The following is a 26583-nucleotide window of genomic DNA, read 5'->3' on the forward strand; positions in this document are numbered from 1 at the left end:
TATGACGTTCTGGAGCATCGTGCGCCAGCGCTGCTGGGGATTACTCCTGGTGGTGGCCGGTGTCTGTATCATTACCTTTATTATTTCACACATGATCCCCGGCGATCCGGCCCGTCTGCTGGCCGGAGACCGTGCCAGCGACGACATCGTGCAAAACATCCGCCAGCAACTGGGGCTGGATCAGCCGCTGTATATCCAGTTTGGTCGCTACGTCGATGCTCTCGCCCATGGCGATCTCGGCACGTCCATTCGTACCGGACGTCCGGTTGCACAAGACCTGAAGGCCTTTTTCCCTGCCACGCTGGAGCTGGCCTTTTGCTCCCTGCTACTGGCGCTGGTCATCGGCGTGCCGTTGGGGATTTTGTCGGCGGTCTATCGCAACCGCTGGCTGGATCATCTGGTGCGATTAATGGCGATGACCGGCATTTCCACACCAGCCTTCTGGCTCGGTCTGGGCGTTATTGTGCTTTTCTACGGGCACCTGCAGATCCTGCCGGGCGGCGGCAGACTGGACGACTGGCTCGATCCGCCGACGCACGTCACCGGGTTTTACCTGCTGGATGCCCTGCTGGAGGGCAACGTCGAGGTCTTTCTCAATGCGCTTCTGCATCTGATTTTACCCTCGCTGACGCTGGCGTTTGTTCACCTGGGCATCGTGGCGCGTCAGGTGCGTTCCGCGATGCTGGAGCAGCTTAGCGAGGACTACATCCGCACGGCGCGCGCCAGCGGCCTGCCTGGCTGGTATATCGTCCTGCGTTACGCTCTGCCCAATGCGATGATCCCGTCGATAACCGTGCTCGGGCTGGCGCTGGGCGATTTGCTGTACGGTGCAGTACTGACCGAAACCGTCTTTGCCTGGCCGGGGATGGGTGCCTGGGTGGTGACGTCCATTCAGGCGCTCGATTTCCCTGCGGTGATGGGCTTCGCTGTCGTCGTCTCTCTGGCCTACGTATTGGTGAATCTGGTGGTCGATCTGCTTTATCTGTGGATTGACCCGCGAATTGGGCGCGGAGGTGCCGAATGATGTTAACGCAGGAAACGCCCGTCCCGGTTAAAACTGCAAGACAACGTATCAACTGGGCAAAACTGTTCTGGATGCTGCGTCAAAGCCCACTCACGATGGTGGGCGGCGTGATTATGATTGCGATGCTCCTGGTGATGGTGACCTCACCGTGGATTGTGCCGCATGACCCGAACGCGCTGGATCTGACCGCCCGTCTGCAGGCACCGTCCGCACAACACTGGTTTGGTACCGATGAAGTGGGACGCGATCTGTTCAGCCGCGTCCTGGCAGGCAGCCAGCAGTCGATCGCCGCCGGGCTGGCGGTGGTGGTGATTGCAGGCGGCATTGGCTCGCTGCTGGGCTGTTTGTCCGGCGTACTGGGTGGGCGCGGTGACGCCATCATCATGCGGGTGATGGACATCATGCTCTCTATACCCTCTCTGGTGCTGACCATGGCGCTGGCTGCCGCGCTCGGCCCGAGCCTGTTTAACGCCATGCTGGCGATCGCCATTGTCCGCATTCCGTTTTACGTCCGTCTGGCGCGCGGCCAGACGCTGGTGGTCCGCCAGTTTACCTACGTGCAGGCCGCCCGCACGTTTGGCGCATCGCGCTGGCATTTGATCCGCTGGCATATTCTGCGTAATGCCCTGCCGCCGCTGATTGTGCAGGCTTCGCTGGACATTGGTAGCGCTATTCTGATGGCCGCGACGCTGGGGTTTATTGGTCTGGGTGCACAGCAGCCGACCGCCGAATGGGGGGCGATGGTGGCCGTTGGCCGTAACTACGTTCTCGACCAGTGGTGGTATTGCGCCTTTCCCGGTGCGGCCATTTTGATTACCGCCGTGGGTTTTAACCTGTTCGGTGACGGTATCCGCGACCTGCTGGATCCGAAGTCAGGAGGGAAACAGTCATGACCGAATCGGTATTACGCATTGAAGACCTGCACCTGAGCTTCCCGATTTTTCGCGGTGAGGTCCACGCGCTGAATAACGTCTCGCTGGAGATCAAAAGGGGTGAGATCGTCGGCGTGGTGGGCGAATCGGGATCGGGGAAATCCGTGACCGCAATGCTCGCCATGCGGCTGCTGCCGGAAGGCAGCTACCGGATCCATCAGGGCCAGGTGATGCTACTGGGTGAAAATGTCCTCGCGGCATCTGAGAAACAGCTCCGCCAGTGGCGCGGCGCCAGAGTGGCGATGATTTTTCAGGAGCCGATGACCGCCCTCAATCCGACGCGACAGATTGGCAAACAGATGGTGGAGGTGATCCGCCAGCATCGACCACTTTCCCGGCGGGAGGCGCAACAAAAGGCGATTACCCTGCTGGAAGAGATGCAAATCCCGGACGCGCACCAGGTGATGGCGCGTTATCCGTTCGAACTCTCCGGCGGCATGCGCCAGCGGGTGATGATCGCCATTGCCTTCTCCTGCGAGCCGGAGCTGATCATTGCCGACGAACCGACCACCGCACTGGACGTTACCGTCCAGCTGCAGGTGCTGCGCTTGCTGAAGCATAAGGCGCGGGCCAGCGGCACCTCTGTACTGTTTATCAGCCATGATATGGCCGTGGTATCCCAGCTCTGCGACAGAATGTATGTGATGTATGCCGGTAGCGTGATAGAGAGCGGCGCCACGCAAACGCTGATCCATGCCCCTGTTCATCCCTACTCCATTGGCCTGCTGAAGTGTGCGCCGGAGAACGGTCAGCCGCGCGATCTGCTTCCGGCCATCCCCGGCACCGTCCCCAACCTCAGCCAGCTTCCGCAGGGATGCGCATTCCGCGATCGCTGCTTTGCCGCCGGGGCGAAATGCAGCGAAACCCCGCGCTTACACCCCCATGGCGCAGAAGGCCAACAGGCCGCCTGCTGGTATCCGCAACAGGAGAAACCCCATGTCTGATGTGCTGCTGGAACTGGATAGTGTGCACGTAAACTTTGCGGCACGTAAAAACTGGCTGGGCCGCGTCACCGAGCAGGTGCATGCGCTCAACGGACTCGATCTGCAGATCCGCCGGGGAGAAACGCTGGGCATTGTCGGGGAATCCGGCTGCGGTAAAAGCACGCTGGCCCAGCTGCTGATGGGCATGCTTAAGCCCAGCACCGGGGCATACCAGCGGGTAAACCACGCGGGCGGCATGCAGATGGTGTTTCAGGACCCGCTCTCGTCGCTCGATCCGCGCTTGCCGGTCTGGCGCATCATCACCGAGCCGGTGTGGGTGCAAAAACGCAGCCCCGAACGGGAACGCCGACAGATGGCGGAAAACCTGGCGTTGCAGGTTGGCATTCGTCCGGAATATCTCGACCGGCTACCGCACGCCTTTTCCGGCGGCCAGCGCCAGCGCATCGCCATCGCCCGGGCTCTCTCGTCCGATCCGGACATCATCGTGCTCGACGAACCGACCAGCGCGCTGGATATCTCCGTGCAGGCGCAAATCCTCAATCTGCTGGTGACCCTGCAACAGCAACGTAATCTGACTTATGTGTTAATTTCGCATAACGTCTCGGTGGTCCGACACATGAGTGACCGCGTGGCGGTAATGTACCTCGGGCAGATTGTGGAGCTGGGCAGCGCCGCCCAGGTGCTGGGGGAACCGCGCCATCCTTATACCCGTCTGTTGCTCGATTCGGTTCCCCGCACCGGTGAACCGCTGGATGAAACGCTGGCGTTACGCAAAACGGAGCTTCCCGGAAACCGTCACCTGCCCAAAGGCTGCTTTTTCCGCGACCGTTGCCCACTGGCCACGCAGGGGTGTGAAGATCCCCAGGCTTTACAGCCCTCTCACGAGGGCCGTCACGTTCGCTGCTGGCGCAGCCTGGGTTAGATTTGCGCCATCCCGCCGTCCACAAACAGCTCGGTGGCGTTAATAAAGCTGGCCGCATCGGAGGCCAGGAACGCCACCGCTTTCCCTACTTCACCCGGCGCGCCTAAACGTCCGAGCGGGACCTGCGCGGCCAGCGCATCGTACAGCCCCTGACGGTGTTCTTCCGGCACCAAATCACCGAGCCCCGGGGTTTTGATTGGGCCCGGACTCACCACGTTGACGCGGATCCCGCGGCCCTGCAAATCCAGCGCCCAGGAGCGGGCAAAGTTGCGAACGGCGGCCTTACTGGCGCTGTAGACGCTAAAGTTTGCCGTCCCCTTAATGGAGACCGTCGAGCCGGTCAGAATAATCGACGATCCGGCGGATAACAGCGGCAGCGCCTTCTGCACCGTAAAGAGCACGCCGCGGACATTAGTACCGAAAATACGGTCAAACTGCTCTTCGGTGATCGCGCCCAGCGGCAGCATATCGCCGCCCCCCGCATTGGCAAACAGGATATCCAGACGGCCTTCCTCTTTTGCAATCCGGGCATAAACCTCATCCAGATCGCCTAGTTTAGAGACATCCGCACGAATGCCCACTGCCGTTGAAGCAATTTCAGCCACCGCCGCGTCCAGCTCGGCCTGACGACGTCCGGTGATGTACACCTTCGCCCCCTGAGCCGCCAGCTCCTGCGCCGTGGCAAGACCAATACCGGTGCTGCCGCCGGTTACCAGCGCAATTTTTCCTGAAAGAGTCGTGTTCATGTCATTTACCTTTTGTTGGGTTTGATTTGCGCGCTTTCGCTCGCGTTGAACAAACTTTAGCCCTTGCAGCATTAATGAAAAATGGGCAAAAATGAAAATGACTATTCACATACAGAAATAATCAGAGGGCCTGATGGACCAGTTAATGGCAATGCGTGCCTTTACGCGGGTGGTGGAATCCGGCAGTTTTACGCGCGCGGCGGATTCGCTGAATATGCCGATAGCCACCCTGAGCAAACTGGTGAAATCTCTCGAAACGCATCTTGAGATCCGCCTCCTGCACCGCACCACCCGCCGGGTCGTCACCACGCCTGAGGGGGCGGAATACTATGAAAAAGCACTCAGGGTGCTGATTGATATCGAAGATATTGACACCTCTTTTCGCGTTTCTCGCGCGACGCCAAAGGGGCATCTGCGCGTCGACATCGGCGGCTCCACCGCCCGCGACGTGCTCATCCCCCTGCTACCAGATTTCATGCAGCGCTACCCGGATATCCGGATCGATCTTGGGGTGGCCGACCGGCCCGTAGACTTAATCAGCGGTAACGTAGACTGTGTTATTCGCGGCGGCCCGCTGAACGACTCAACACTTATTGCCCGACATCTCGGCAATGCTGAAATGGTTACCTGCGCGACGCCGGGTTATCTGAAGAATCATGGCGTCCCGGCCTATCCGCAGGAGCTGCGCAACGGCCACAAATTGATAAGCTATCTCTCTCCGGTCACCGGGCGGGCCTTTCCGTTTCGCTTCAGACAGGATGGCGAGGCGCTGGAAATCAGCATTCCACACTATCTCGGCGTCAATGAAAGCAATGCCCATCTCGCTGCTGCCGCGGCGGGACTTGGGATTGTTCAGACTTTTGAGTATTCGGCAAAGCACTATTTGCAGACGGGAACATTGACGGCAATCCTGAGCGACTGGCGCCCTGCTGCCTATCCGTTTCATGTGGTTTACCCCCAAAACCGGCATTTAACGCACCGCCTGAAGGTATTTATTGCCTGGCTGGCGGAGGTATTCCCCGCCGCGCTGAAGGGATAGCCGGGCGCGAACCCGGCTGGGGCTTAGTTGAGTTTGTAATCGAGCGTGATGTCGGCTTTCAGCAGCTGCGACACCGGGCAGCCTGCTTTCGCTTTCTGAATGATGCCGTCAAACTGCTGAGGCGCGATGCCGGGAACAGTCACCTTGCTTTTCAGCGCAACCTTTGTGATGGCAAAACCGCCGTCGGTTTTATCCAGCGAGACGTCTGCAGTGGTATCAATGGAATCGGCGGTATAGCCCGCCTCACCCAGCATCAGCGAAAGCGCCATCGAGAAACAGGCGGCGTGTGCCGCGCCAATCAGCTCCTCAGGGTTGGTCCCCTTTTCACCCTCAAAGCGGGTGTTAAAGCCATAAGGCTGCTGATTGAGAACGCCGCTCTCGGTAGAAACCGTTCCTTTCCCGCGTTTAATGTCGCCAGACCAGTGTGCTGAACCGTGCTTATGAATAGTCATTCTTGCTCTCCTTTTGGCTTACAAAGGATTAAGTATAGAAGGCTACTCAGATTCTGCGGCGAAGACAGAAGAGTCTTAGCCACTGAACACATGTTGCGCCAGTGCATCAAGGAATGCGCGCAGTGCGGCAGGTTGATATTCCCGGGACTGGTAAATGCCATGGATGGCAAGCGGCTTCGGCTCCAGCACGCTCAGAACCGGCACCAGTAATCCCTGCGCCAGCGCTTCAGATGCCTCACGCTCCGGCAACATGGCGATACCGCAGTGGTTAATCGCGGCGTCCATCAACAGCGATGAGATGCTGGCGCTCAGGTTGCCGCTGACGGCCACGCTCAGGCTTTCACCTTCCGGTGTAAGAAAATGCCAGGACTGCCCGGCGAAAAAGCTGTAGTGCAGGCAATTATGCTGCGCTAAATCTTCTGGACTGACGGGCGTTCCGTGCTGAGCAAGATAGTCCGGCGAGGCGCAAAGGACTGAACGACACTCCCCGAGTCGGCGGGCGATCATGCCCGGTTCGGGGGTGTCGGTAATGCGTACGGCGACATCAATACGCTCCCCTACCAGGCTCACCGGGTGGTTGTTCACATCCAGCTCGATGCGCAGCTGCGGGTAGCGCGCGAGCAGCCCGGGGAGCACCGGCGCAATCAGGTGCATGGCGGTAAAGTGTGCACAGGCGACCCGCAGCGTGCCTGACGGCAAATCTTTCTCCGACTGGCCCTCAATCTCCTGCGAGAGCTGCGAAAGCGTCCGCGTTTTCTGCAACACTTTTTCGCCGGCTGCGGTCAGCGTCAGCTTGCGCGTGGAGCGGTTAACCAGCCGTGTTCCCGCCCACTTTTCCATTTGTTCCAGGTAGCGGCTCACCATCGGTCGCGAGATCCCCAATGCGCGGGCCGCCGCGCTCAAACTTCCCAGCTCGCATATCCGGTTGTAGACCTGAGCGGCAATAACGCGATCCATATACGCTCCATTTGCTCGATTTATGAAACTAAGCATGTCTTGTTTCAGGAATTCTGGCAAATACAAATATCCGTACAATAGAGACTTTCCTGAACCACAGAGACATGATGATGAAGCTTACTCGCCTTGCACTGCTTTGCGCCCTTTTCACACCGGCTGTTTTTGCCGCGCCGTTGACCATTGACACGTATAACCCGCAGGAAAAAGGCATTTTCGCGGTCTCTTCCACGCTGGTCTCTGGCCCGAAAGAAGCCGTTCTGTTTGACGCTCAGTTCAGCGTGAAAGATGGCGAAGCGCTGGTGGAGAAAATTCGCCGCAGCGGTAAAACGCTGAACAAGATTGTGATCACTTCCGGCGATCCGGATTTCTATTTTGGTCTGCAACCGCTGGTAAAAGCCTTCCCGAATGCCAAAGTGGTGGCCACGCAGCAGGTGGTTGACCATATTAAGGCCACCAAAGACGCCAAACTCGCCTTCTGGGGCCCGCAGATGAAAGACGGCGCGCCAACGACGCTGGTCGTTCCGCAGGTGCTCGCCTCAACCACGTTTATGGTTGACGGGGAAAAGATCGACATTGAACAACCAGACAGTTACGCGGCTTACGTGTGGATCCCGTCTGCGAAAACGATCCTCGGTGGCACCGGTGTCTCCTGGGGTATTCACGTCTGGACGGCAGATACCCAGACGCCTGCTCGCCGCCAGCAGTGGCAGCAAACCCTTGACAATATGGCTGCGCACAAACCTGAACGCGTGATCCCGGGTCACTATCTTGGGACTCCGCCTGCCGGAACGGGCGCGATTGATTTTACGCGTGGCTACCTGCAGCATTTTGAACAGGCTTTATCCGCACACAAAGACTCCGCGGGCGTTATCGGCGCGATGAAAAAACAGTACCCGGATCTTGCCGAAGAGAGCTCCCTGGAATTAAGTGCCAAAGTAAATACCGGCGAAATGAAGTGGTAAGTTAAAAACGGCTCCTGCTATATTTCCCCCATAGCAGGAGCACCGCCAAAATATCCTCGTTGCCCAACGTCAATTTATCCCCACGTTTTAAAAGTTCATAAAAGCATGCACTTATGACATTTTCGTTTCTAAGATGAATCTTAGCCACAACGGGTAAAATATTTGCCATTCTGTTTATGAATTACATTTTTTGCGAGCCGTACCATTAAACAGACAACGACACGGAGGCAGCATGTTTACTTATTACCCGGCTAATACTACAGCAGCACAACCTGAGCTCGTTAACGCGATTGCGCAGGGTCTTCACGCCGAACACGGTGCTGTGACTGAAGATGACATTTTGATGGAACTGACCAGGTGGGTGGAATCCACGGATAATGACATCCTCAGTGACATCTACCAGCAGACCATTAACTACGTCGTCAGCGGGCGAAACGCACCTTTGTAAAAACCTGCTAAGCTGGATCTGCAACCTAAGGGGTTACATTTCGTTTGCGTAAGCAAACTGGTCCTTAAAACTATCAACAGGATTGAGGAGTTAACATGAAATCGAACCGTCAGGCACGCCACATTCTGGGACTGAACTACAAGCTTTCTAATCAGCGTAAAGTGGTGATTGAAGGCGACCACGAAACGCAAGTCACTCACGCCACCGGCAGAAAACGCCACGCGGGCAAGTAAGTTCCAGACTGAGACAGAGAACACCATCGGCAAAACCGATGGTGTTTTTGTTTATGTGTTGCGGTAATTAATATTCAGCTCCTTTATAATACCGCCCGACCGCACCCCATCGCACAGGCCAGAAAGATGACAAACAGCAGTGTCAGGGACGGATCTTCAAAAAAAGAGTGAGTGACATGGACAACAAACTGAAAAAACATCGTTCCTTATATATCCCTTATGCCGGACCGGTTTTACTCGAATTCCCCCTGCTCAACAAAGGTAGCGCCTTCAGCATGGAAGAGCGCAGCAGCTTCAACCTGCTGGGTTTACTGCCCGAAGTGGTTGAAACCATCGAAGAACAGGCAGAGCGCGCGTGGATCCAGTATCAGGGCTTCAAAACCGAAATCGACAAGCACATCTACCTGCGCAACATTCAGGACACCAATGAAACCCTCTTCTACCGCCTGGTGCAGAACCATCTGGAAGAGATGATGCCGGTGATCTATACCCCGACCGTGGGTGCTGCCTGCGAGCGTTTCTCTGAGATCTACCGTCGCTCCCGCGGGGTATTCATTTCTTACCAGAACCGTCACAACATGGACGATATTCTGCAAAACGTGCCTAACCACAACATCAAAGTCATTGTGGTGACTGACGGCGAGCGCATTTTGGGTCTGGGTGACCAGGGCATCGGCGGGATGGGTATTCCGATTGGTAAGCTGTCACTCTACACCGCCTGTGGCGGCATCAGCCCGGCGTATACCCTGCCGGTGGTGCTGGATGTGGGCACCAATAACCAGCAGCTGTTGAACGATCCCCTGTATATGGGCTGGCGTCATCCGCGTATTACCGACGAAGAGTACTACCAGTTTGTCGACGATTTCATCCAGGCCGTGAAACACCGCTGGCCGGACGTGCTGCTGCAGTTCGAAGACTTTGCGCAGAAGAACGCGATGCCGCTGCTGAACCGCTATCGCGATGAGATCTGCTCCTTTAACGACGATATCCAGGGCACCGCAGCCGTGACCGTGGGTACGCTTATCGCCGCCAGCCGCGCAGCCGGCAGCCAGCTGAGCTACCAGAAAATCGTCTTCCTCGGGGCAGGCTCAGCAGGCTGCGGTATCGCCGAACAGATTATTGCCCAGACGCAGCGTGAAGGCCTGAGTGAAGAGCTAGCCCGCTCCCGCGTGTTTATGGTTGACCGTTTCGGCCTGCTGACCGACGGTATGCCGAACCTGCTGCCGTTCCAGACCAAACTGGTGCAGAAACGCGAGAACCTGAAAAACTGGGATACTGACAACGAAGTCCTCTCCCTTCTTGACGTGGTGCGCAACGTGAAGCCGGATATTCTGATCGGCGTTTCCGGACAAACCGGCCTCTTCACGGAAGAGATTATTCGTGAGATGCACAAGCACTGCGAGCGCCCTATCGTGATGCCGCTTTCCAACCCGACCTCCCGCGTAGAAGCGACGCCGCAGGACATCATCGCCTGGACCGAAGGTAACGCGCTGGTTGCGACCGGCAGCCCGTTCGATCCGGTGGTATGGAAGGATAAAACCTATCCGATTGCCCAGTGCAACAACTCCTATATCTTCCCGGGTATTGGTCTGGGCGTGATCGCCTCCGGCGCGTCTCGCATTACCGATGAGATGCTGATGTCCGCGAGCGAAACCCTCGCGGGCCACTCGCCGCTGGTCAATGATGGTGAAGGGCTGGTTCTGCCTGAGCTGAAGGACATCCACAAGGTGTCGCGCGCTATCGCGTTTGCGGTAGGTAAAATGGCGCAGCAGCAGGGCGTGGCGGTGAAAACCTCTGCCGACGCGCTGCAGCAGGCTATTGACGATAACTTCTGGAAGCCTGAATACCGCAGCTATCGCCGTACCTCGATTTAACTCTGCGACCCAATCGCCCGGTGGCGCTTCGCTTACCGGGCCTACGGGGGCCCTCCCTGTGGGCTCAGGAATCCCAGTAATTTTTATACCGGAAGCGATGAAGGTTGCTTCATGAAAATGAATGAGTTACAGCGACGCCCTGGTCCGGCTGTAAATCGCCGAAGCGTTTCCGTAGGGCCGGGGCGAGGCGCAGGGATGCGCCGAGAGGGCGTGGCCTGCAGGGATGCAGGCTCATGCCCGACCCGATAGCCTGAAGGAATAAGCTGAGGGCACCGCGAAGCGGCGATTTACCGCCGGGAGCCCGGGTCGCCAGGGTGGTGGCGATTGAGCCACCCTGGCACGTTCACCGGTCGTGTCGTTACAGAGTAGCAAGGAACATAAAGTGAACGGAATGACCACCAAAGCCGTATGTTCCCCCTCACCCCAGCCCTCTCCCTCAAGGGAGAGGGGGTAGTCTGTGCAGGTATTATTTTGTGGGGTTTCCTCAGCCCTACGGGTGAGGGCATCAGACCGCACCATCGAATCCCACTAGCCAAACCCACTTTCCCCCGCTACACTCCTTTCATCCATTAACCTACTGAATATATAAGGAGGCCAATTATGCTGTACTGTGAAATTTTCAATGTTTCACATACATTTGGTGATCGCACCCGCTCAAGCGTTATCGGTATCGTGCTGCGATAACTTCTGCTTGAGCGAAGACACCACCCCCTGAAATCCCTTCTCTCGGGCTTACTGAGTTATCGTCAGCGATGTTTGACGAGGCATAAACATGCCTGTAACTCTTGGGTAAGCAACAATGAGCACTTTACTCACTGCACAATCTTTACGTGTTGATACGGCGTTTGGCACGCTCTTCGACTCCCTTTCTTTTACGCTGAAAAAAGGCGACCGCATTGGCCTGCTGGGCGATAACGGCTGCGGAAAAAGTACGCTTTTAAAGGTGCTGGACGGCACAGACTCCCCCGCCGCCGGTACGGTAGCGCTGGCCGGGCACTGCCTGATGGCGCGCGTTGAGCAACATCTTCCGGACGCTATTTTCCCGCTGACCATGCTGGATGCCGTACTCGCACAGCTGCCTTTAGCTGAGCGCGATAGCCTGCGCTGGAAAGCCGAAACGCTGCTGGCCGGCATGGGCTTTACCCCGCAGGATATGACGCTGCGCTCCGCCACGCTGAGCGGCGGGCAACACACCCGGCTGCTGCTGGCGCGGGCGTTGATTCACGAGCCGGATCTGCTCCTGCTGGATGAACCCAGTAACCACCTCGATTTGCCGACCATGCTCTGGCTGGAACATTTTTTACTGAACTGGTCAGGCAGCTTCGTGCTGGTCTCGCACGACCGACAGTTGCTGGATGCCGTCACAAACGGCAGCTGGATCCTGCGCGATAAAACGCTGCACTACTTTGCCCTTCCCTGCACGGCCGCACGCAAGGCGCTTGAAGCAAAAGATGAAAGCGACGCGCAGCGCCACAAGGCGGAGCAAAAGGAGATCGACCGCGTGACCGCCAGCGCGAAGCGGCTGGCGACCTGGGGCAAGGTTTACGATAACGAAGACCTGGCCCGGAAAGCCAAACAGATGGAAAAACAGGTCGAACGGCTGAAGGAGAGCCAGACGGCGCTTACGGCTGGCAGCCAGTGGACGTTAACCCTGCGCGGCGATGCGCTTCGCGCCGACCGACTGCTGGAGATAGAAAACCTCGGCGTGCCGCCTGCGCCGGGGCTTTCTGAGCTGTTTAACATCGACATCGCGCGTCTGAAAAGCGGCGATCGCGTAGCGATTGTGGGTCGTAACGGCTGCGGAAAATCGTCCCTGATGAAGCTTATCTGGCGCTGTTTTAGCAATGAGCAGAGCGATACGGGGCTGAAACTTCATCCACGCGTGTCAGCTGGCTATTACGATCAGACGCTGAACCAGCTGCCGGATGACGCCACGCTGTTTGACGCGCTGGAGCCGTTCGCGCCCGACCCGCAACACAGAAAAATGGCGCTCATCAGCGCCGGATTTCCGTGGGCGCGTCACGGACAAAACGTCAGTACGCTCAGCGGTGGCGAACGCTCTCGACTGCTGTTTGTCGGCCTGACGCTTGCCCGCTATAGCCTGCTGATGCTCGATGAGCCGACCAACCATCTCGACATGGAGGGCAAAGAGGCGCTGGCGCAAACCCTGCAGCAGTTTGAGGGCGGCGTCCTGCTGGTCAGCCACGATCGTCAATTAATTAGCCAAAGCTGCAACCGTTTCTGGTTAATTGAAGAGGGAAAGCTGAGCGAATGGCATGATGCAGAATCGGTATTCGAGCGGCTGCGTGAAAGCGCGGGACTGGTAACATCCCCAGCTCCAGTCGATGCCACGACCATGCCTGTATCCCCCTCTGACGATCTGCTTGAACGGCTTGTCGCGCTGGAAACATTGCTGGAAGACGATCTCGCGCGGAAGCCAAAGCATCAAAAACCGCAGCTACAGGCACAATGGCGTAAAGAAATTAAGGAGATAGAAGCACAGCTGTAACGCTGCGCCCGGCGAGCCTCTCGTCGGGCCAGTATTTTCCCCCTTAATTATTAGAGGAACATCCTTTTCTTAATCTGAAATCACCTTAAATGATGACATTATGTTGCGGGCACCTTGCATTACAGCGCTTAAGCATTAATCCTTGAGGAGTATTACACCTGCTATGCAGATACTCATCATGAACAAGGAGATACACATGAAGGCTGCTGTTGTTACTCAGGATCATCAGGTTAACGTTACCGAAAAAACCTTGCGCCCGCTCAAGCACGGGGAAGCCCTGCTGAAGATGGAATGCTGTGGCGTATGCCATACCGATCTTCACGTAAAGAACGGTGACTTTGGCGATAAAACCGGGGTGATCCTGGGCCATGAAGGGATTGGCATCGTCAAAGAAATCGGCCCTGGCGTGACGTCGCTGAAGGTCGGCGATCGCGCAAGCGTAGCCTGGTTCTTTGAGGGCTGTGGTCACTGTGAATACTGTAATACCGGCAACGAAACCCTGTGCCGCGATGTAAAAAATGCCGGTTACTCCGTTGATGGCGGCATGGCGGAAGAGTGCATCGTCACCGCCGATTACGCGGTAAAAGTACCGGACGGCCTGGATTCTGCTGCCGCCAGCAGCATCACCTGCGCCGGTGTCACCACTTACAAAGCGGTGAAGATCTCAGGTATTAAACCGGGCCAGTGGATTGCCATTTATGGTCTGGGTGGGCTAGGCAACATTGCGCTGCAGTATGCTAAAAACGTCTTTAACGCCAAAGTCATCGCGCTGGATGTTAATGACGAACAGCTGAAGCTTGCCGCCAGCATGGGTGCGGATTTGACCATCAACTCCCGCAGTGAAGATGCCGCTAAAATTGTGCAGGAAAAAACCGGCGGCGCGCATGCTGCTGTCGTCACAGCCGTCGCAAAAGCGGCCTTCAACTCGGCGGTGGATGCCGTACGCGCCGGTGGTCGTGTGGTCGCGGTTGGCCTGCCGCCGGAAGCGATGAGCCTGGATATTCCGCGCCTGGTGCTGGACGGCATTCAGGTGGTGGGCTCACTGGTCGGCACCCGCCAGGATCTACAGGAAGCGTTCCAGTTTGCGGCGGAAGGTAAAGTGGTACCGAAGGTGACAATGCGTCCAATCGAAGATATCAACGCCATCTTCAAAGAGATGGAACAGGGTCAGATCCGTGGCCGTATGGTGATTGATTTACGCTCATAAGCGCTCATCATTTATCTCCGCTCCTGAAAGGGAGCGGTTTTCATACAGCCGTACGAGCCTTAACGTGTGACTGTCTTGTCCGCAGATATCCGTACAACAGCAATGCGCTCATGGCCGAGAACGAGAGTATTGCCGCTGGTAGCGTGACGTAACGCCAGCTAAAGCCAAGGGTAATCATCATCCCGCCAAAGTACGCGCCAATCGCACTGCCGAGATTAAATGCCATCTGCCCCCCTGCCGCCCCCAGCATCTCACCGCCCTTCGCATTTTGCAGAAGCAGGATTTGCAGCGGCGCAGAGAGCGCAAACAGCCCGGCACAGCAGATAAAGCCCATGCCCAGCGAGGCCGTTTTCTGTTCGCCAGTGGCAAAAAGCAGCAGCAGTGAGGCGACAATCACCATATCGGTGGTGGCGGCAATGCGCAGCGGGCTAAAGCGACCAGAGAGTTTACCGCTTAACAGATTGCCCAACACCATCCCAAGACCCATCAGCATCATGATGGCGGTCATCACCCCTTCCGAAAAACCGGAGACGTTAACCATAAAGGGCTTAACGAAGCTGAACCACGCAAATACACCGGCGTTACCAAACATAGTGGCGGCAAAAATCATCCACGGTTCTGGTCTTTTCAGAAACTGGAACTGCTCGGTCAATTTGATTTCTGATCTGTCATGGAGGTGTGGCACCCAAAGGATAACCGACAGGATCACCAGCGCATCGAACACCGCAATCAGGAAAAAGGTATAGCGCCAGCTAAATGCGTGCCCCAGCCAGGTACCCAGCGGGACACCGACCAGGTTAGCCACGGTCATACCGGCGATCATCCCGGCCACGGCAACCGTTACCTTCCCCGGTGGTGCTATTTTAGAGAGGATAATCGCCCCGACGCCAAAAATGGCCCCGTGCGGAAAACCAGAAATTAAACGCCCCAGCGCCAGCCAGAAATAGGACGTGGAGAAAGTAAACAGCGCATTGCCGACAGCGCACATTGCCACCAGGAACAACAGCGTGGTTTTTAACGAGAACTTGCCCGAAAAGAGCGCCACAATCGGGGCACCAATCACCACGCCGAAAGCATAAAACGAAATCATATTCCCGGCCGAGGGAATAGAAATGCCGGTATCGTGCGCCAGTTCGGTGAGCACACCCATAATGCCAAATTCAGCCATCCCCAGGCCAAACGTGCCAAGCGCCAACGAAAAAATTGTCTTTTTCATACCACGACCACAGGTTAAAAACTCGCGACGGGCATTATTGAACAAACTTGTATGGTGAGCCAGTTCAAATCAGCTGGCTGACACGTTAATCCATTAATTCAGGTGGATTACACTTCATAGTGCGGCCTCGCTTTTTCCCGCGCCGGACAACCTGAGGATGACAATCATGGGAAGCAAGAAGAAAACCAGTGTCGCTGTTGATGTCGAAAAAAATGCCCCGCTGAAAACCAAAGAGTACGAAAAAGAGCTTCGCCGCCTCCACGTTGAACTGGTGAAGCTCCAGCAGTGGGTCGTCGCCAAAGGGTTAAAAGTGTGTATTGTTTTTGAAGGGCGCGATGGCGCCGGTAAAGGCGGCACCATAAAAGCGATCACCGAGCGCGTCAGCCCGCGCGTTTTCCGCGTTGTTGCCCTTCCCGCCCCCACCGAGAAAGAGAAAACCCAGCTCTATTTTCAGCGTTATGTTCCCCATCTGCCCGCTGCCGGGGAGATCGTGATATTCGACCGAAGCTGGTACAACCGCGCGGGCGTCGAGCGGGTCATGGGGTTCTGCACGCCGGAACAGGTGGAGAAATTTCTCGACGGTACGCCGGTGATGGAAAAAGCGATGGTTGATGCCGGGATTATTCTGCTGAAGTACTGGCTTGAGGTGACACCGAAAGAGCAGGAGCGCCGTTTACGTGACCGTATTAACGACGGTCGTAAAATATGGAAGCTCTCACCGATGGATATTAAATCGTTTAACCTGTGGGATGAATATACCGTAGCGCGCGATGCCATGTTTGCGGCAACCGATACCGCCTGGGCACCGTGGTATGTGGCCCGTTCGGAAGATAAAAAACGCGTGCGGCTGAATATTATTTCGCATCTCCTGACGCAGATCCCGTATAAAGAAATTCACGTTGAAAAGGTGGAATTACCGAAACGTAAAATTGGCAAAGTGAAACCGACGAAATACCCGTTCCGTTATGTGGAAGAGCGGTTCTAAGATTACTGGAAGACGGCTCGCAGAATGTAGATTACCAGGGGAAAAGGTATTGTTTTTTGTTGGCTGCGGTTGATAATGGCCGCACCAACAAAGGAGATACGAATGAAACACACAGTTGACCACACCCTCTCGCGAAGCATTAAACCAACAGTACCGTCGAGCCATACCTCACCAGACTCCGTTGCGCCGTGTCAGTCATCAGATGCGGATCGTTCATTCATTCACTCAATGAATGAGTTTGTGGAAAAACATGGAACTATTACTGATGATGAGTTTTTCAGGGTGCTTTAATGCTGAGACAATTTAATGTTTACCGGAATACCTCTACAGCAACCAGGGATAAGCTGCCTTACTATATGCTCATTCAGGATGATTATTATGATGATCTTGCCACGCGCGTAATTGTGCCACTTGCGAGAGTGAATAAATTACCGTTATGGCAGAGTCAGCTGGCACCAGCCGTAAATATCGATTTTGAAACGTTTCTAATTTATTCACCCATGATAACCAACCTTAACAACAATAAAATTAACCCCAAAGATTTTGTTTGTAATTTACGTAACACACGTCATGATGTTATAGCCGCAATTGATCGTTTATTAACTAATACATGACGCCAGTCGGCCAGGCATTTGTCCTGCCCGCGCAAGCGCAGCGCCGCCGGGCAAAGCCGACGGCGCAGGTCTTACTTCATCCCTTCCGTACTTTCCTGTTTCGCTTCCAGTCGTTCCACATCGCGATACCAGCGCGGGTGATGTTTCTGCGCCCAGCGACGACTCACCTTCCCTTCAATCATTCCTTTAATCGACCCCTTCACCCAGAACGCCATATACATATGGATCAAAATGGCATGGATCAGAATAATGGCTGAGGTGGCGTGGATCAGCAGCGCGTAGCGCACCACCTGAATCGGGAAATACGAGGCAAAATACGGACGCCAGATAATGACGCCCGTCACCAGCAGCACAAAAATCATGCTCATGATGGTCCAGAACATCATCTTTTGTCCGGCATTATATTTGCCTACTTTCGCCACTTTATGCTCGTTGCCCTTCAGCACTTCGACAATTCCTTTTAGCCACGGAATGTCCTGCTTATCCGGGATATTGTGATGGACGAAGCGCACGAACATAAACATCAGCACCACGAAAATCAGCACGCCGAAGAACGGGTGCAGAATGCGTCCCATCTGCGGGGTGCCGAAAGTTTCCGTCAGCCACTGGAGCGTCGGGAAGAAAAACGAGATGCCGGAGACCGCCACCAGGAAGAAGCAAATGACCACCGTCCAGTGACAGGCGCGGTCGACAAACTTCGTGCGCACGATCATTTTCGACTTACTCATGATGCTCCTCCTCATCGTCATCCACCTCTTTATTTGGCCCGATACCAATGTAGTGATAAATCAACCCGGCAAAGGTGGCGATAAAGCCCGCTGCAGAGAGCGGTTTGAGCGCCCCTTTCCACAGGTTGATTGAGGTGTCGATCGCCGGATCTTTCGGCAGATTGTGATACAGCTCCGGCTGGTCGTTATGGTGCAGCACGTACATAACGTGCGTACCGCCCACGCCCTGCGGGTTATAAACACCCGCCTTGTCGTAGCCGCGCGCTTTGAGTTTGTCCACCCGCGCCTGCGCCACATCAAGCATCTCTTTCTTGGTGCCAAAGTGAATCGCCCCGGTCGGACAGGTTTTCACACAGGCAGGCTCCTGCCCGACGCTCACGCGGTCCACGCACAGGGTGCATTTATAGACCCGGTTATCCTCTTTATTGAGGCGCGGAATATTAAACGGACAGCCCGCGATACAGTACCCACAGCCGATGCAGTTGTCCTGTTGGAAGTCGACGATCCCATTGGCATACTGAATAATCGCCCCCGCGGACGGACACGCCTTCAGACAGCCCGGATCCTCACAGTGCATGCAGCCGTCTTTACGGATTAACCACTCCAGCTTGCCGTTCTGCTCGGTCTCGCTAAAGCGCATCACCGTCCAGGATTTGGCGCTCAGATCCGCCGGATTATCGTAGACCCCGACGCAGTGCCCCACCTCGTCGCGGATATCATTCCACTCCGAACAGGCCACCTGGCAGGCTTTACAGCCCACGCAGGAAGAGACATCGATAAGCTTAGCGACTTCTGCCTTATAGTCCCGCGCACGAGGCGCGGGGGTTATCGGGTTGGTCGCGGAGCGTTTAATAATGTCTTGTGTTTCCATCGCCATTTAATCGCTCCTTACGCTTTCTCGATGTTGACCAGAAACGCTTTGTACTCCGGCGTTTGCGAGTTGGAATCGCCAACGTTTGGCGTCAGGGTATTGGCGATGTAGCCTTTCTGCGCCACCCCTTCAAAGCCCCAGTGCAGCGGAATACCGACCGTTTCCACCTGCTGACCATGAACGTTCAGGCTCTGCAGACGACGGGTCACCACCGCCACCGCGCGGATAAAGCCACGCTTGCTGCTCACCTTCACGCGGTCACCGTTGGCAATCCCCTTCGCTTTCGCCAGCGTTTCGCTTATCTCCACAAACTGTTCCGGCTGGGCGATGGCGTTAAGCCGCGCGTGCTTGGTCCAGGTGTGGAAATGCTCGGTCAGGCGATAGGTTGTACCCACATACGGGAATTTGTCCTTTTTGCCTAAGCGCAATACGTCGTCTTCATAGATCCGCACCACCGGGCTGGAGACCACGTTCGGGTGCAGCGGGTTAGTGCCGAGCGGCGTTTCCATCGGCTCGTAGTGTTCCGGGAATGGCCCTTCTGCCAGCTTGTTGAGCGCAAACAGGCGACCCAGCCCTTCCGGCTGCATGATAAACGGCCCGGTTTTGCTGCCCGGCGCGGCGGTGTTGTAGTCCGGGATATCATTCCCTGCCCACTTCGAGCCGTTCCACTGGATCAGCATGCGTTTTGGATCCCACGGCTTGCCGTTCACGTCGGCGGAGGCGCGGTTATACAGCACGCGGCGGTTCAGCGGCCACGCCCAGGCCCAGCCCAGCGTATTGCCCAGCCCGGACGGGTCGGCGTTATCGCGGTTCGCCATCTGGTTACCCTGCTCCGTCCAGCTGCCGGTGTAGATCCAGCAGGAAGATGCCGTGGTACCGTCATCACGCAACAGCGCGAAGCTGTTCAGCAGCTGGCCTTTTTTCGCCACCAGGCTACCGTTGGCATCATAAATATCCGCCAGCGCAACGCCGTTGTTCTCTTTCGCCACTTCTTCTGACTCTGGACGATCCGGCTGCTTATAGTTCCAGCGCATTTTCAGCAGCGGCTCAGCGCCTTTACCGCCCTCGGTGCGATACATTTCGCGCAGACGATGGTAAATCCCGGCCAGGATCTCACCGTCATTCCGCGCTTCACCCGGCGCCTCCTGGCCTTTCCAGTGCCACTGCAGCCAGCGACCGGAGTTGGCAATGGAGCCATCTTCTTCCGCAAAGCAGGTGGACGGCAGGCGGAACACCTCGGTCTGAATCGACGCCGGATCGACATCGTTCGCTTCACCGTGGTTCTGCCAGAAGGTCGAGGTTTCGGTCACCAGCGGGTCGATGACGACCATGTACTTCAGCTTGCTCAGGCTGCGAACGACTTTGTTCTTGTCCGGGAAGGACGCTACCGGGTTAAAGCCCTGGCAGATATACCCCGTGACGTTCCCCTTATCCATCATATTGAAATACTTAATGACGTCGTACGCCTGGTCCCACTTCGGCAGCCACTCGAAGCCCCAGTCGTTCTCCTTCTGCGCCGCGTCGCCGTAGAAGGATTTCATCAGGCTGACGTAGAACTTCGGATAGTTGCTCCAGTAGTTCACCTGATCCGGCAGCGTCGCTTTTGGCGTGTTGGCCTCAAGATACGTTTGCAGATTTGCCTGCTTTTCCGACGGCAGCGTCAGGTAACCCGGCAGGCTGGTGGAGAGCAGGCCGAGGTCGGTGAGCCCCTGAATATTGGAGTGACCGCGCAGCGCATTCACGCCGCCCCCTGCCATCCCCATGTTGCCGAGCAGCAGCTGGATCATTGCCATGGTGCGGATGTTCTGCGCACCCACGGTGTGCTGCGTCCAGCCCAGCGCATACAGGAAGGTCGTTGTTCTGTCTGCCGCACTGGTGGAGGCCAGCACTTCGCACACTTTCAGGAAGTCCGCTTTCGGCGTACCGCAGATGTTCTCCACCACGTCCGGCGTATAGCGGGAAACATGCTGCTTCAGCAGGTTCCACACGCAGCGCGGGTGCGTCAGTGTTTCATCGCGCATTGCATAGCCGTTTTCGTCGAACTGATAGTTCCACGAGGACTTGTCGTACTGACGTTTTTCCGCGTCATAGCCGCTGAACAGCCCGTCGTCGAAGGCAAAGTCATCCCGCACCAGCAGGTTTGCGTTGGTGTAGTGCTTAACGTATTCCGCGTTAATTTTGTTGTTTTCGATCAGGTACAGCAGTACGCCGGACAGGAACGTAATGTCCGTACCGGAGCGGATCGGCGCATAGATATCGGCCACCGAAGCCGTGCGCGTAAAGCGCGGATCGACGACGATCAGCGTCGCATCGTTGTTGTTTTTCGCTTCCATCGCCCAGCGGAACCCCACCGGGTGGGCTTCAGCGGCGTTACCGCCCATTACCACCACGACGTTAGCGTTTTTGATATCAACCCAGTGGTTGGTCATCGCACCGCGACCAAATGTTGGAGCAAGACTTGCTACCGTTGGTCCGTGTCAGACGCGCGCCTGGTTATCAACCGCCAGCATGCCGAGAGAGCGCACAAATTTTTGCGTCAGCATGCCGGTTTCATTACTGGCCGCAGAGGCACATAACATACCGGTGGAAAGCCAGCGGTTGACCGTCACCCCCTCTGCATTCTTTTCAACAAAGTTGGCGTCGCGGTCGGCTTTCATCAATTTTGCAATACGGGAGAAGGCCTCATCCCAGGAAATACGCTGCCATTTGTCCGAACCTGGCGCACGATATTCCGGATAACGCAGGCGGTTTTCGCTGTGAACGTAGTCCAGCAGACCCGCGCCTTTCGGGCATAACGCCCCGCGGCTCACCGGATGATCCGGGTCCCCTTCAATATGATAAATCGCTTCTCTGGCGTTCTTCGCGCCATCACCCAGGCTGTACATCAAAAGCCCACAACCCACGGAGCAGTATGTGCAGGTGTTACGGATCTCTTTCGCGCGCAGCAGTTTATAGTTGCGTGCCTGAGCCAGCGCCATTTTAGGAGCGAATCCCAGCATAGCGGCTGTTGTTCCGGCCATACCGCCCGCGCAGATTTTAAAAAATTGTCTGCGGCTGACGTCCATTGTTGTCCTCGTGTTCAAATAAGACTTCGCGCCGCAAACTAACAGCAAAACCCCTTTTTTTTTTGCGTCAAATCAAGGTCGCGTGACTTCGCCCTCTTAATGGTCACCGCTCGCGCCTTCAAATAATCCTTTAGGGTTAAACACATGCGAGAATAATTCGCAACAGCGTCAGGATTAATGCTATATCTTTTTCCTTTGATTTTTTTAGCGATGAAGACGTAATGGACAGAAAGAGAGCAACGCTTATCGGGCTGGCAGCGATTCTGTTGTGGAGCACAATGGTGGGCTTGATTCGTAGCGTGAGTGAGGGGCTGGGGCCCGTCGGCGGTGCGGCGATGATATACACCCTCAGCGGATTATTGTGTCTGGTAACGGTGGGATTTCCTGATATTAAACGCTTTTCACCCAGGTATCTTATTGCCGGCAGCGTACTGTTTGTCAGTTACGAAATTTGCCTTGCCCTGTCGTTAGGCTATGCCGCCACGCGAGCGCAGGCCATTGAAGTGGGAATGGTCAATTATCTCTGGCCGAGCCTGACGATCGTCTTTGCTATTTTGTTCAACGGACAAAAATCAACGCTGTGGGTTATCCCCGGCTTAATCCTTGCACTACTCGGTGTATGTTGGGTACTAGGGGGTGATCAAGGATTACACCCTGATGAAATAATGCGCAATATCGTATCGAATCCACTCAGCTATACGTTGGCTTTTGCCGGGGCATTTATCTGGGCCGCCTACTGCACGGTAACCCGTAAATTTGCTAACGGGCAAAACGGCATTACCCTGTTTGTTTTGCTGACGGCACTGAGCCTGTGGGTGAAATATGCGCTGAGCGATCAGCCGGAAATGGTCTTCACTGTTCCGGTTGTCGTGAAACTCGTTATGTGTGGTGTGGCGCTAGGGTTAGGTTATGCCGCCTGGAATGTTGGCATTCTGCACGGTAACGTCACGGTGCTGGCCGCCGTATCCTATTTTACTCCCGTACTCTCTGCCGCGCTTGCCGCCGTGCTGCTGAGTTCCCCCCTCTCTTTCTCGTTCTGGCAAGGCGCGCTGATGGTCTGCGTCGGGTCATTGCTTTGCTGGTACGCCACCAAAAAATAATTCCGGGTCAGCTGTCGGGTAATATTCATCCCGACAGCAAAAAATTAACATAAATTTAATATTTGGGCGCGCGTTTAACTTCTGTTTATATTACCTTCTTTTCGTAAATTTGCGTCTCTTAATATTGACACAAACTGACACCGCTATGTGATTAATTGCCGTCAAATACTCACAATATTAATAGCACAAAGTGCAATAGTATGTTTCTGTGTGTTTCTGTCTAAGCAACGGAATTTCCGTGCAATTAAGGGCGCAAGGCCGCCCTTTTCGGTTAAATACACTCTGTCACCCCAACCAAAAGAACGGCATTACCGATAATTAACATATTTTATAACAACCTAATGAAACTATATTGACGGAAATAAACCCCACCCAAAATTGATTAAATACTCATCATTTCAGGCTATTTTTAGGCCATTTATCCGATCTCGATCACACTAAATGAAATTATTATTAATATTTTGAAACTTATTATTGAAAGAGGACTACAAGATTTTTAAAAATAACGTGCCATTGACGAGCAGCCTCGTTTAAAACTCGTTCAAAGTGGCTCAGGAAATACCTAAGAAAATTATAAGGAATATTTAAGATGAAACTTAAATTAGTTGCAGTGGCAGTGACTTCCATGTTGGCAGCAGGCGTTGTAAACGCGGCTGAAGTTTATAACAAAGACGGTAACAAGCTGGATCTGTACGGTAAAGTAACAGGTCTGCACTATTTCTCTGATGACGCTGGCAACGACGGCGACAAAACTTACGTTCGTCTGGGCTTCAAAGGTGAAACTCAGATCAACGATCAGCTGACCGGTTACGGCCAGTGGGAATATGAGTTCAAAGGCAACCGTTCTGAATCCCAGGGCACTGACGGCAGCAAAACGCGTCTGGCCTTCGCAGGTCTGAAATTCAACGAATTCGGTTCTTTCGACTACGGTCGTAACTACGGTGTTGCTTACGACATCGGCGCATGGACTGACGTTCTGCCAGAGTTCGGTGGTGATACCTGGACGCAGACTGATGGCTTTATGACTGGCCGTACGACTGGCGTTGCAACCTACCGTAACACCGACTTCTTCGGTCTGGTTGACGGTCTGAACTTTGCTGCTCAGTACCAGGGTAAAAACGATGACCGTAACATCACCGAAGCGAACGGTGACGGCTGGGGTCTGTCTTCTACCTATGAAATGGACGGCTTCGCTGTCGGTGCCACCTACGCGAAATCTGACCGTACAGACCGTCAGGTTGCTGCAGGTCGCGTAGCCAATACCGTTAACGCTGGCGGTGAAAACGCAGAAGTTTGGGCTGCTGGTCTGAAATACGATGCGAACAACATCTACCTGGCAACCACCTACTCTGAAACCCGCAACATGACCAACTTCGGTGACGGTTATATCGCGAACAGAGCTCAGAACTTCGAAGTTGTTGCTCAGTATCAGTTCGACTTCGGTCTGCGTCCATCCATCGCTTACCTGAAATCCAAAGGTAAAGATCTGGGTTCATACGGCGACCAGGATCTGGTTGAATACGTTGACGTTGGCGCGAGCTACTACTTCAACAAAAACATGTCTACCTATGTTGATTACAAAATCAACCTGGTTGACGACAACAGCTTCACCAAAGCAACTGGCGTTGCTACCGACAACATCGTTGCTGTCGGCCTGACCTACCAGTTCTAAGATTTGTCACGCTAAAAAGCCAGCCCATGTGGCTGGCTTTTTTTATACGAATTTCTGGCGTCAAAAAGGAGAACGCCATGCACCTGTTCAAAGGACGCTGCTTATGCGGAATGAGTCAGTTCAGCGTGAGCCTCAACCATTTTGATGTATATGCCTGTCACTGTACGCAATGCCAGAAGTGGTCAGGCGGCATTGCCATGTATCTTGAGACGCAGGGCGAGCCCCTTGTGGAGCAAGATTCCATTGCTCCGTCTCATTTCGCCTCATCCGCACGGGGAGAACGCTGGTTTTGTCCAGGCTGCGGCTGCCCGCTGTGGTTCAAACTGACCGCAACGGCGCGCTATTTTATTCCCTGGACGCTGCTTGAGATGAGCGAAGATGAACGACGTCGGCTGGTACTTGCAGCAGAAATCTATACTGAAACCCAACCCGCGTTTTTTGGCCTGACCGGGCAATACGCACGCTACAGCGGTTCGGAAATTGAAGCACGAGATGAACACTGCCTGCTAACGCCCTAAACTGCTGCCCGGCCAGCCTGCGCACCAGGCTTGTTTACTGCTTTGGCACCTTCGCCAGGCTAAACCACATTCCTGCCGCCAGCAGCAACAGCATGCCCCCCGCACTCCCCAGCGCCACGCTGTGGGAGGTAATAAACGCACTTTTCGCCGCCTCCGTCACCGAAGCCGCCAGTGCTGGCGTGAGATCCTGCGCCACCTTCATCGCCTCGCCGATGGATGACGAGGCTTTGTCGACGAGAGACGTATTCAGCCCCTGCGGCAAATCAATCGACGCAGAGAAACTGCGGGTCAGCAGCAGACCAAAGATAGCGATCCCAAGCCCGGCCCCCAGTTCATAAGACATGGTTTCAATCGCCCCGGCAGCGGCGGCCTTTTCTTTCGGCGCGGCGGCCATGATTGCAGAGGTCGAGGCCAGCAGCGCGCTGGCGGCGCTGAAGCCCAACAGCACCATCAGGCTCCACGCCTGCCACTGCTGCGTGCTGAAATCGAGCATCGAGAGGCCAATGAAACTGACCGCGCTGAGCCCCATGCCACCCGCAGCGACAATGCGTAGCCCCAGACGCCCCACCAGTACTCCGGCGATCGGCCCGCTAAACCCGCTCGCCACCATGACCGGAAGCATAAACATGCCCGCTTCGAATGGCGTAAAGCCGTGAACGAATTGCAATTCCTGCGCCATCAGCAGCTCAAATCCCACCAGCGCGATCATCGCCGTCATCGCCATCACCACACCGCTGAGAATGATGCGGTGACAAAACAGGCCCATGTCGATCATTGGCACGCGGGCGCGCAGTTGAATACGCACGAAAATCAACAGCATCACAGCCCCGGTAAGTAACGTACAGGCTACCAGCCACGGCGACAGCACGCCTTTCAACGCGGTTTTGGCGCTGTAGACCAGCAGCAGGATCGCCACAATCAGCATGATGGCATGGCTGATATTCAGCGGCTGCTCAGGACGCCCCTGTTGACGGGGTACAAAACGCGCGGCCAGCGACACCACCACCAGCACGATCGGGACGTTGATTAAAAACACCGATCCCCAGTAGAAATGCTCAAGCAGGATACCGCCAATCAGCGGACCAAATGCCGCCCCACCTGAACCCACGGCCGCCCAGACACCAAGCGCGATATTACGATCCCGCGCGTCGGTAAACAGCGTGCGGATCCCGGCCAGCGTGGCCGGAATGATCATCGCCGCACCGATTGCAAGCGAGGCGCGCGCCGCAATCAGCCACCCGGCTGACGGCGCAAAGGCTGCCGCCAGGGACGACACCCCAAACAGCATGCTGCCGATCATTAACAATCGTTTAAACCCTATGCGGTCACCGAGCGCGCCCATCGGCAGCACCATACCCGCCATCACCAGCGAGTAGATGTCGATAATCCACAGTAATTCGTTACCGCTGGCGCCCAGCGTCATGCTCAATGTCGGCGCCGCCACGTGCAGCACCGTCGCGTCGATCGCGACCGGGATATAAACCAGCACGATAATCACTAACGCTAACCACTGACGAAACATAAATTTCCTTTTCATTTTAAACATGGACACATGTCCAGGATGC

General features: G+C 55.5%; 25 protein-coding genes. 17 read left to right on the top strand and 8 right to left on the bottom strand.

Translation table 11 applies throughout. From position 1 onward, the window contains the following. Window position 1: 1 nt before the first annotated feature. From ABFI50_RS20395 to ABFI50_RS20410, 4 genes are read left to right on the top strand one after another with little or no spacing between them, the layout of a single operon-like run. Entirely contained in the window at window positions 2–1024 is a 1023-nt protein-coding gene (locus tag ABFI50_RS20395; RefSeq protein ID WP_059373663.1) for an ABC transporter permease, read from the top strand. After that, a complete protein-coding gene (gene ddpC, locus ABFI50_RS20400; protein ID WP_023330458.1) occupies window positions 1021–1917 on the top strand; it encodes a D,D-dipeptide ABC transporter permease in 897 nt (298 codons plus the stop codon). The genes ABFI50_RS20395 and ddpC overlap by 4 nt, the downstream gene beginning before the upstream one ends. After that, the gene (locus ABFI50_RS20405) at window positions 1914–2900 is read left to right on the top strand and encodes an ABC transporter ATP-binding protein (protein ID WP_196347628.1); all 987 of its coding nucleotides are present in this window, start codon (window positions 1914–1916) and stop codon (window positions 2898–2900) included. The genes ddpC and ABFI50_RS20405 overlap by 4 nt, the downstream gene beginning before the upstream one ends. Further along, window positions 2893–3822 carry an ABC transporter ATP-binding protein gene (locus ABFI50_RS20410; RefSeq protein WP_045282127.1) on the top strand — a complete coding sequence of 310 codons (930 nt, stop codon included), beginning with the start codon at window positions 2893–2895 and terminating at the stop codon, window positions 3820–3822. The genes ABFI50_RS20405 and ABFI50_RS20410 overlap by 8 nt, the downstream gene beginning before the upstream one ends. On the opposite strand, the gene ABFI50_RS20415 is transcribed toward ABFI50_RS20410, so the two are convergent. Then, a complete protein-coding gene (locus tag ABFI50_RS20415) occupies window positions 3819–4568 on the bottom strand; it encodes an SDR family oxidoreductase (protein WP_023337325.1) in 750 nt (249 codons plus the stop codon). The two genes, ABFI50_RS20410 and ABFI50_RS20415, sit on opposite strands and share 4 nt — an antisense overlap. A gap of 133 nt (window positions 4569–4701) precedes the next feature. Here ABFI50_RS20415 and ABFI50_RS20420 point away from each other — a divergent pair, with 133 nt between their 5' ends. Continuing rightward, window positions 4702–5607 carry a LysR family transcriptional regulator gene (locus ABFI50_RS20420; RefSeq protein WP_014883899.1) on the top strand — a complete coding sequence of 302 codons (906 nt, stop codon included), beginning with the start codon at window positions 4702–4704 and terminating at the stop codon, window positions 5605–5607. Window positions 5608–5630: 23 nt separating this feature from the next. Here ABFI50_RS20420 and ABFI50_RS20425 read toward each other — a convergent pair whose 3' ends face one another. Both ABFI50_RS20425 and ABFI50_RS20430 read right to left on the bottom strand, forming a co-directional pair. Beyond that, entirely contained in the window at window positions 5631–6059 is a 429-nt protein-coding gene (locus tag ABFI50_RS20425) for an OsmC family protein (protein WP_014883900.1), read from the bottom strand. Window positions 6060–6134: 75 nt separating this feature from the next. Continuing rightward, the gene (locus ABFI50_RS20430) at window positions 6135–7016 is read right to left on the bottom strand and encodes a LysR family transcriptional regulator (RefSeq protein ID WP_318594263.1); all 882 of its coding nucleotides are present in this window, start codon (window positions 7014–7016) and stop codon (window positions 6135–6137) included. Between the two features lie 110 nt (window positions 7017–7126). On the opposite strand from ABFI50_RS20430, the gene ABFI50_RS20435 reads away from it, so the two are divergent. The 6 genes from ABFI50_RS20435 (at window position 7127) to adhP (ending at window position 14249) form a co-directional block, all read left to right on the top strand. Then, a complete protein-coding gene (locus tag ABFI50_RS20435; RefSeq protein ID WP_032628979.1) occupies window positions 7127–7978 on the top strand; it encodes a Vmh family MBL fold metallo-hydrolase in 852 nt (283 codons plus the stop codon). Between the two features lie 232 nt (window positions 7979–8210). Then, on the top strand, window positions 8211–8426 hold the full coding sequence (gene bdm / locus ABFI50_RS20440; RefSeq protein WP_014883903.1) for a biofilm-dependent modulation protein: 216 nt from the start codon (window positions 8211–8213) through the stop codon (window positions 8424–8426). 95 nt (window positions 8427–8521) lie between these two features. After that, window positions 8522–8659, top strand: a complete 138-nt coding sequence (gene sra / locus ABFI50_RS20445) for a stationary-phase-induced ribosome-associated protein (protein WP_008501714.1) — start codon at window positions 8522–8524, stop codon at window positions 8657–8659. A 176-nt stretch (window positions 8660–8835) separates the two neighbouring features. Continuing rightward, window positions 8836–10533 (top strand): NAD-dependent malic enzyme, encoded by a 1698-nt coding sequence (locus tag ABFI50_RS20450; RefSeq protein ID WP_014883904.1) that lies wholly within the window; start codon window positions 8836–8838, stop codon window positions 10531–10533. A gap of 799 nt (window positions 10534–11332) precedes the next feature. After that, entirely contained in the window at window positions 11333–13042 is a 1710-nt protein-coding gene (locus ABFI50_RS20455; protein WP_347484941.1) for an ATP-binding cassette domain-containing protein, read from the top strand. A gap of 196 nt (window positions 13043–13238) precedes the next feature. After that, window positions 13239–14249 carry an alcohol dehydrogenase AdhP gene (adhP, locus tag ABFI50_RS20460; RefSeq protein ID WP_196347631.1) on the top strand — a complete coding sequence of 337 codons (1011 nt, stop codon included), beginning with the start codon at window positions 13239–13241 and terminating at the stop codon, window positions 14247–14249. Between the two features lie 40 nt (window positions 14250–14289). Here the strand turns inward: adhP and araJ are convergent, their stop codons facing one another. Beyond that, window positions 14290–15465, bottom strand: a complete 1176-nt coding sequence (araJ, locus tag ABFI50_RS20465) for an MFS transporter AraJ (RefSeq protein ID WP_196347632.1) — start codon at window positions 15463–15465, stop codon at window positions 14290–14292. A 166-nt stretch (window positions 15466–15631) separates the two neighbouring features. Here araJ and ppk2 point away from each other — a divergent pair, with 166 nt between their 5' ends. From ppk2 to ABFI50_RS20480, 3 genes are all read left to right on the top strand, one after another. After that, window positions 15632–16450: a polyphosphate kinase 2 gene (ppk2, locus tag ABFI50_RS20470; RefSeq protein ID WP_014883908.1), complete on the top strand. Its 819-nt coding sequence runs from the start codon at window positions 15632–15634 to the stop codon at window positions 16448–16450. A gap of 102 nt (window positions 16451–16552) precedes the next feature. Beyond that, the gene (locus ABFI50_RS20475; protein WP_023330470.1) at window positions 16553–16741 is read left to right on the top strand and encodes a hypothetical protein; all 189 of its coding nucleotides are present in this window, start codon (window positions 16553–16555) and stop codon (window positions 16739–16741) included. Further along, the gene (locus tag ABFI50_RS20480; protein ID WP_023337335.1) at window positions 16741–17064 is read left to right on the top strand and encodes a CcdB family protein; all 324 of its coding nucleotides are present in this window, start codon (window positions 16741–16743) and stop codon (window positions 17062–17064) included. The genes ABFI50_RS20475 and ABFI50_RS20480 overlap by 1 nt, the downstream gene beginning before the upstream one ends. Before the next feature lie 71 nt (window positions 17065–17135). On the opposite strand, the gene fdnI is transcribed toward ABFI50_RS20480, so the two are convergent. The 3 genes from fdnI to fdnG are packed head-to-tail and all read right to left on the bottom strand — an operon-like array spanning window position 17136 to window position 21728. Beyond that, entirely contained in the window at window positions 17136–17792 is a 657-nt protein-coding gene (gene fdnI / locus ABFI50_RS20485; RefSeq protein WP_014883910.1) for a formate dehydrogenase-N subunit gamma, read from the bottom strand. Further along, entirely contained in the window at window positions 17785–18669 is an 885-nt protein-coding gene (gene fdxH, locus ABFI50_RS20490) for a formate dehydrogenase subunit beta (RefSeq protein WP_023338350.1), read from the bottom strand. Before fdxH ends, fdnI begins: the two co-directional genes overlap by 8 nt. An 11-nt stretch (window positions 18670–18680) precedes the next feature. After that, the gene (gene fdnG / locus ABFI50_RS20495) at window positions 18681–21728 is read right to left on the bottom strand and encodes a formate dehydrogenase-N subunit alpha (protein WP_248216572.1); all 3048 of its coding nucleotides are present in this window, start codon (window positions 21726–21728) and stop codon (window positions 18681–18683) included. Between the two features lie 221 nt (window positions 21729–21949). Between fdnG and yddG the strand changes: the two genes are divergently transcribed. The 3 genes from yddG to ABFI50_RS20510 all read left to right on the top strand — a co-directional run bounded on the left by yddG (window position 21950) and on the right by ABFI50_RS20510 (window position 25018). Continuing rightward, the gene (gene yddG, locus ABFI50_RS20500) at window positions 21950–22828 is read left to right on the top strand and encodes an aromatic amino acid DMT transporter YddG (protein WP_071922209.1); all 879 of its coding nucleotides are present in this window, start codon (window positions 21950–21952) and stop codon (window positions 22826–22828) included. A 589-nt stretch (window positions 22829–23417) separates the two neighbouring features. Beyond that, window positions 23418–24500, top strand: coding sequence for a porin OmpC (gene ompC / locus ABFI50_RS20505; protein ID WP_014883915.1), 1083 nt, complete (start codon window positions 23418–23420; stop codon window positions 24498–24500). Between the two features lie 77 nt (window positions 24501–24577). Beyond that, entirely contained in the window at window positions 24578–25018 is a 441-nt protein-coding gene (locus tag ABFI50_RS20510; RefSeq protein ID WP_014883916.1) for a GFA family protein, read from the top strand. Window positions 25019–25052: 34 nt separating this feature from the next. Here the strand turns inward: ABFI50_RS20510 and ABFI50_RS20515 are convergent, their stop codons facing one another. Continuing rightward, window positions 25053–26540 carry an MFS transporter gene (locus ABFI50_RS20515; RefSeq protein ID WP_347484945.1) on the bottom strand — a complete coding sequence of 496 codons (1488 nt, stop codon included), beginning with the start codon at window positions 26538–26540 and terminating at the stop codon, window positions 25053–25055. Between the last annotated feature and the right edge of the window lie 43 nt (window positions 26541–26583).

Origin of the sequence: Enterobacter sp. HNDS-6, assembly GCF_039850505.1 — a bacterium.
GTDB classification, from domain to species: domain Bacteria; phylum Pseudomonadota; class Gammaproteobacteria; order Enterobacterales; family Enterobacteriaceae; genus Enterobacter; species Enterobacter kobei.

What these genes read in the sequence shown, in the direction of transcription:
- ABFI50_RS20395 (WP_059373663.1), top strand. Translation starts at nt 2, where the DNA reads ATGACGTTCTGGAGCATCGTGCGCCAGCGCTGCTGGGGATTACTCCTG.
- ddpC (WP_023330458.1), top strand. Translation starts at nt 1,021, where the DNA reads ATGATGTTAACGCAGGAAACGCCCGTCCCGGTTAAAACTGCAAGACAA.
- ABFI50_RS20405 (WP_196347628.1), top strand. Translation starts at nt 1,914, where the DNA reads ATGACCGAATCGGTATTACGCATTGAAGACCTGCACCTGAGCTTCCCG.
- ABFI50_RS20410 (WP_045282127.1), top strand. Translation starts at nt 2,893, where the DNA reads ATGTCTGATGTGCTGCTGGAACTGGATAGTGTGCACGTAAACTTTGCG.
- ABFI50_RS20415 (WP_023337325.1), bottom strand. Translation starts at nt 4,568, where the DNA reads ATGAACACGACTCTTTCAGGAAAAATTGCGCTGGTAACCGGCGGCAGC.
- ABFI50_RS20420 (WP_014883899.1), top strand. Translation starts at nt 4,702, where the DNA reads ATGGACCAGTTAATGGCAATGCGTGCCTTTACGCGGGTGGTGGAATCC.
- ABFI50_RS20425 (WP_014883900.1), bottom strand. Translation starts at nt 6,059, where the DNA reads ATGACTATTCATAAGCACGGTTCAGCACACTGGTCTGGCGACATTAAA.
- ABFI50_RS20430 (WP_318594263.1), bottom strand. Translation starts at nt 7,016, where the DNA reads ATGGATCGCGTTATTGCCGCTCAGGTCTACAACCGGATATGCGAGCTG.
- ABFI50_RS20435 (WP_032628979.1), top strand. Translation starts at nt 7,127, where the DNA reads ATGAAGCTTACTCGCCTTGCACTGCTTTGCGCCCTTTTCACACCGGCT.
- bdm (WP_014883903.1), top strand. Translation starts at nt 8,211, where the DNA reads ATGTTTACTTATTACCCGGCTAATACTACAGCAGCACAACCTGAGCTC.
- sra (WP_008501714.1), top strand. Translation starts at nt 8,522, where the DNA reads ATGAAATCGAACCGTCAGGCACGCCACATTCTGGGACTGAACTACAAG.
- ABFI50_RS20450 (WP_014883904.1), top strand. Translation starts at nt 8,836, where the DNA reads ATGGACAACAAACTGAAAAAACATCGTTCCTTATATATCCCTTATGCC.
- ABFI50_RS20455 (WP_347484941.1), top strand. Translation starts at nt 11,333, where the DNA reads ATGAGCACTTTACTCACTGCACAATCTTTACGTGTTGATACGGCGTTT.
- adhP (WP_196347631.1), top strand. Translation starts at nt 13,239, where the DNA reads ATGAAGGCTGCTGTTGTTACTCAGGATCATCAGGTTAACGTTACCGAA.
- araJ (WP_196347632.1), bottom strand. Translation starts at nt 15,465, where the DNA reads ATGAAAAAGACAATTTTTTCGTTGGCGCTTGGCACGTTTGGCCTGGGG.
- ppk2 (WP_014883908.1), top strand. Translation starts at nt 15,632, where the DNA reads ATGGGAAGCAAGAAGAAAACCAGTGTCGCTGTTGATGTCGAAAAAAAT.
- ABFI50_RS20475 (WP_023330470.1), top strand. Translation starts at nt 16,553, where the DNA reads ATGAAACACACAGTTGACCACACCCTCTCGCGAAGCATTAAACCAACA.
- ABFI50_RS20480 (WP_023337335.1), top strand. Translation starts at nt 16,741, where the DNA reads ATGCTGAGACAATTTAATGTTTACCGGAATACCTCTACAGCAACCAGG.
- fdnI (WP_014883910.1), bottom strand. Translation starts at nt 17,792, where the DNA reads ATGAGTAAGTCGAAAATGATCGTGCGCACGAAGTTTGTCGACCGCGCC.
- fdxH (WP_023338350.1), bottom strand. Translation starts at nt 18,669, where the DNA reads ATGGCGATGGAAACACAAGACATTATTAAACGCTCCGCGACCAACCCG.
- yddG (WP_071922209.1), top strand. Translation starts at nt 21,950, where the DNA reads ATGGACAGAAAGAGAGCAACGCTTATCGGGCTGGCAGCGATTCTGTTG.
- ompC (WP_014883915.1), top strand. Translation starts at nt 23,418, where the DNA reads ATGAAACTTAAATTAGTTGCAGTGGCAGTGACTTCCATGTTGGCAGCA.
- ABFI50_RS20510 (WP_014883916.1), top strand. Translation starts at nt 24,578, where the DNA reads ATGCACCTGTTCAAAGGACGCTGCTTATGCGGAATGAGTCAGTTCAGC.
- ABFI50_RS20515 (WP_347484945.1), bottom strand. Translation starts at nt 26,540, where the DNA reads ATGTTTCGTCAGTGGTTAGCGTTAGTGATTATCGTGCTGGTTTATATC.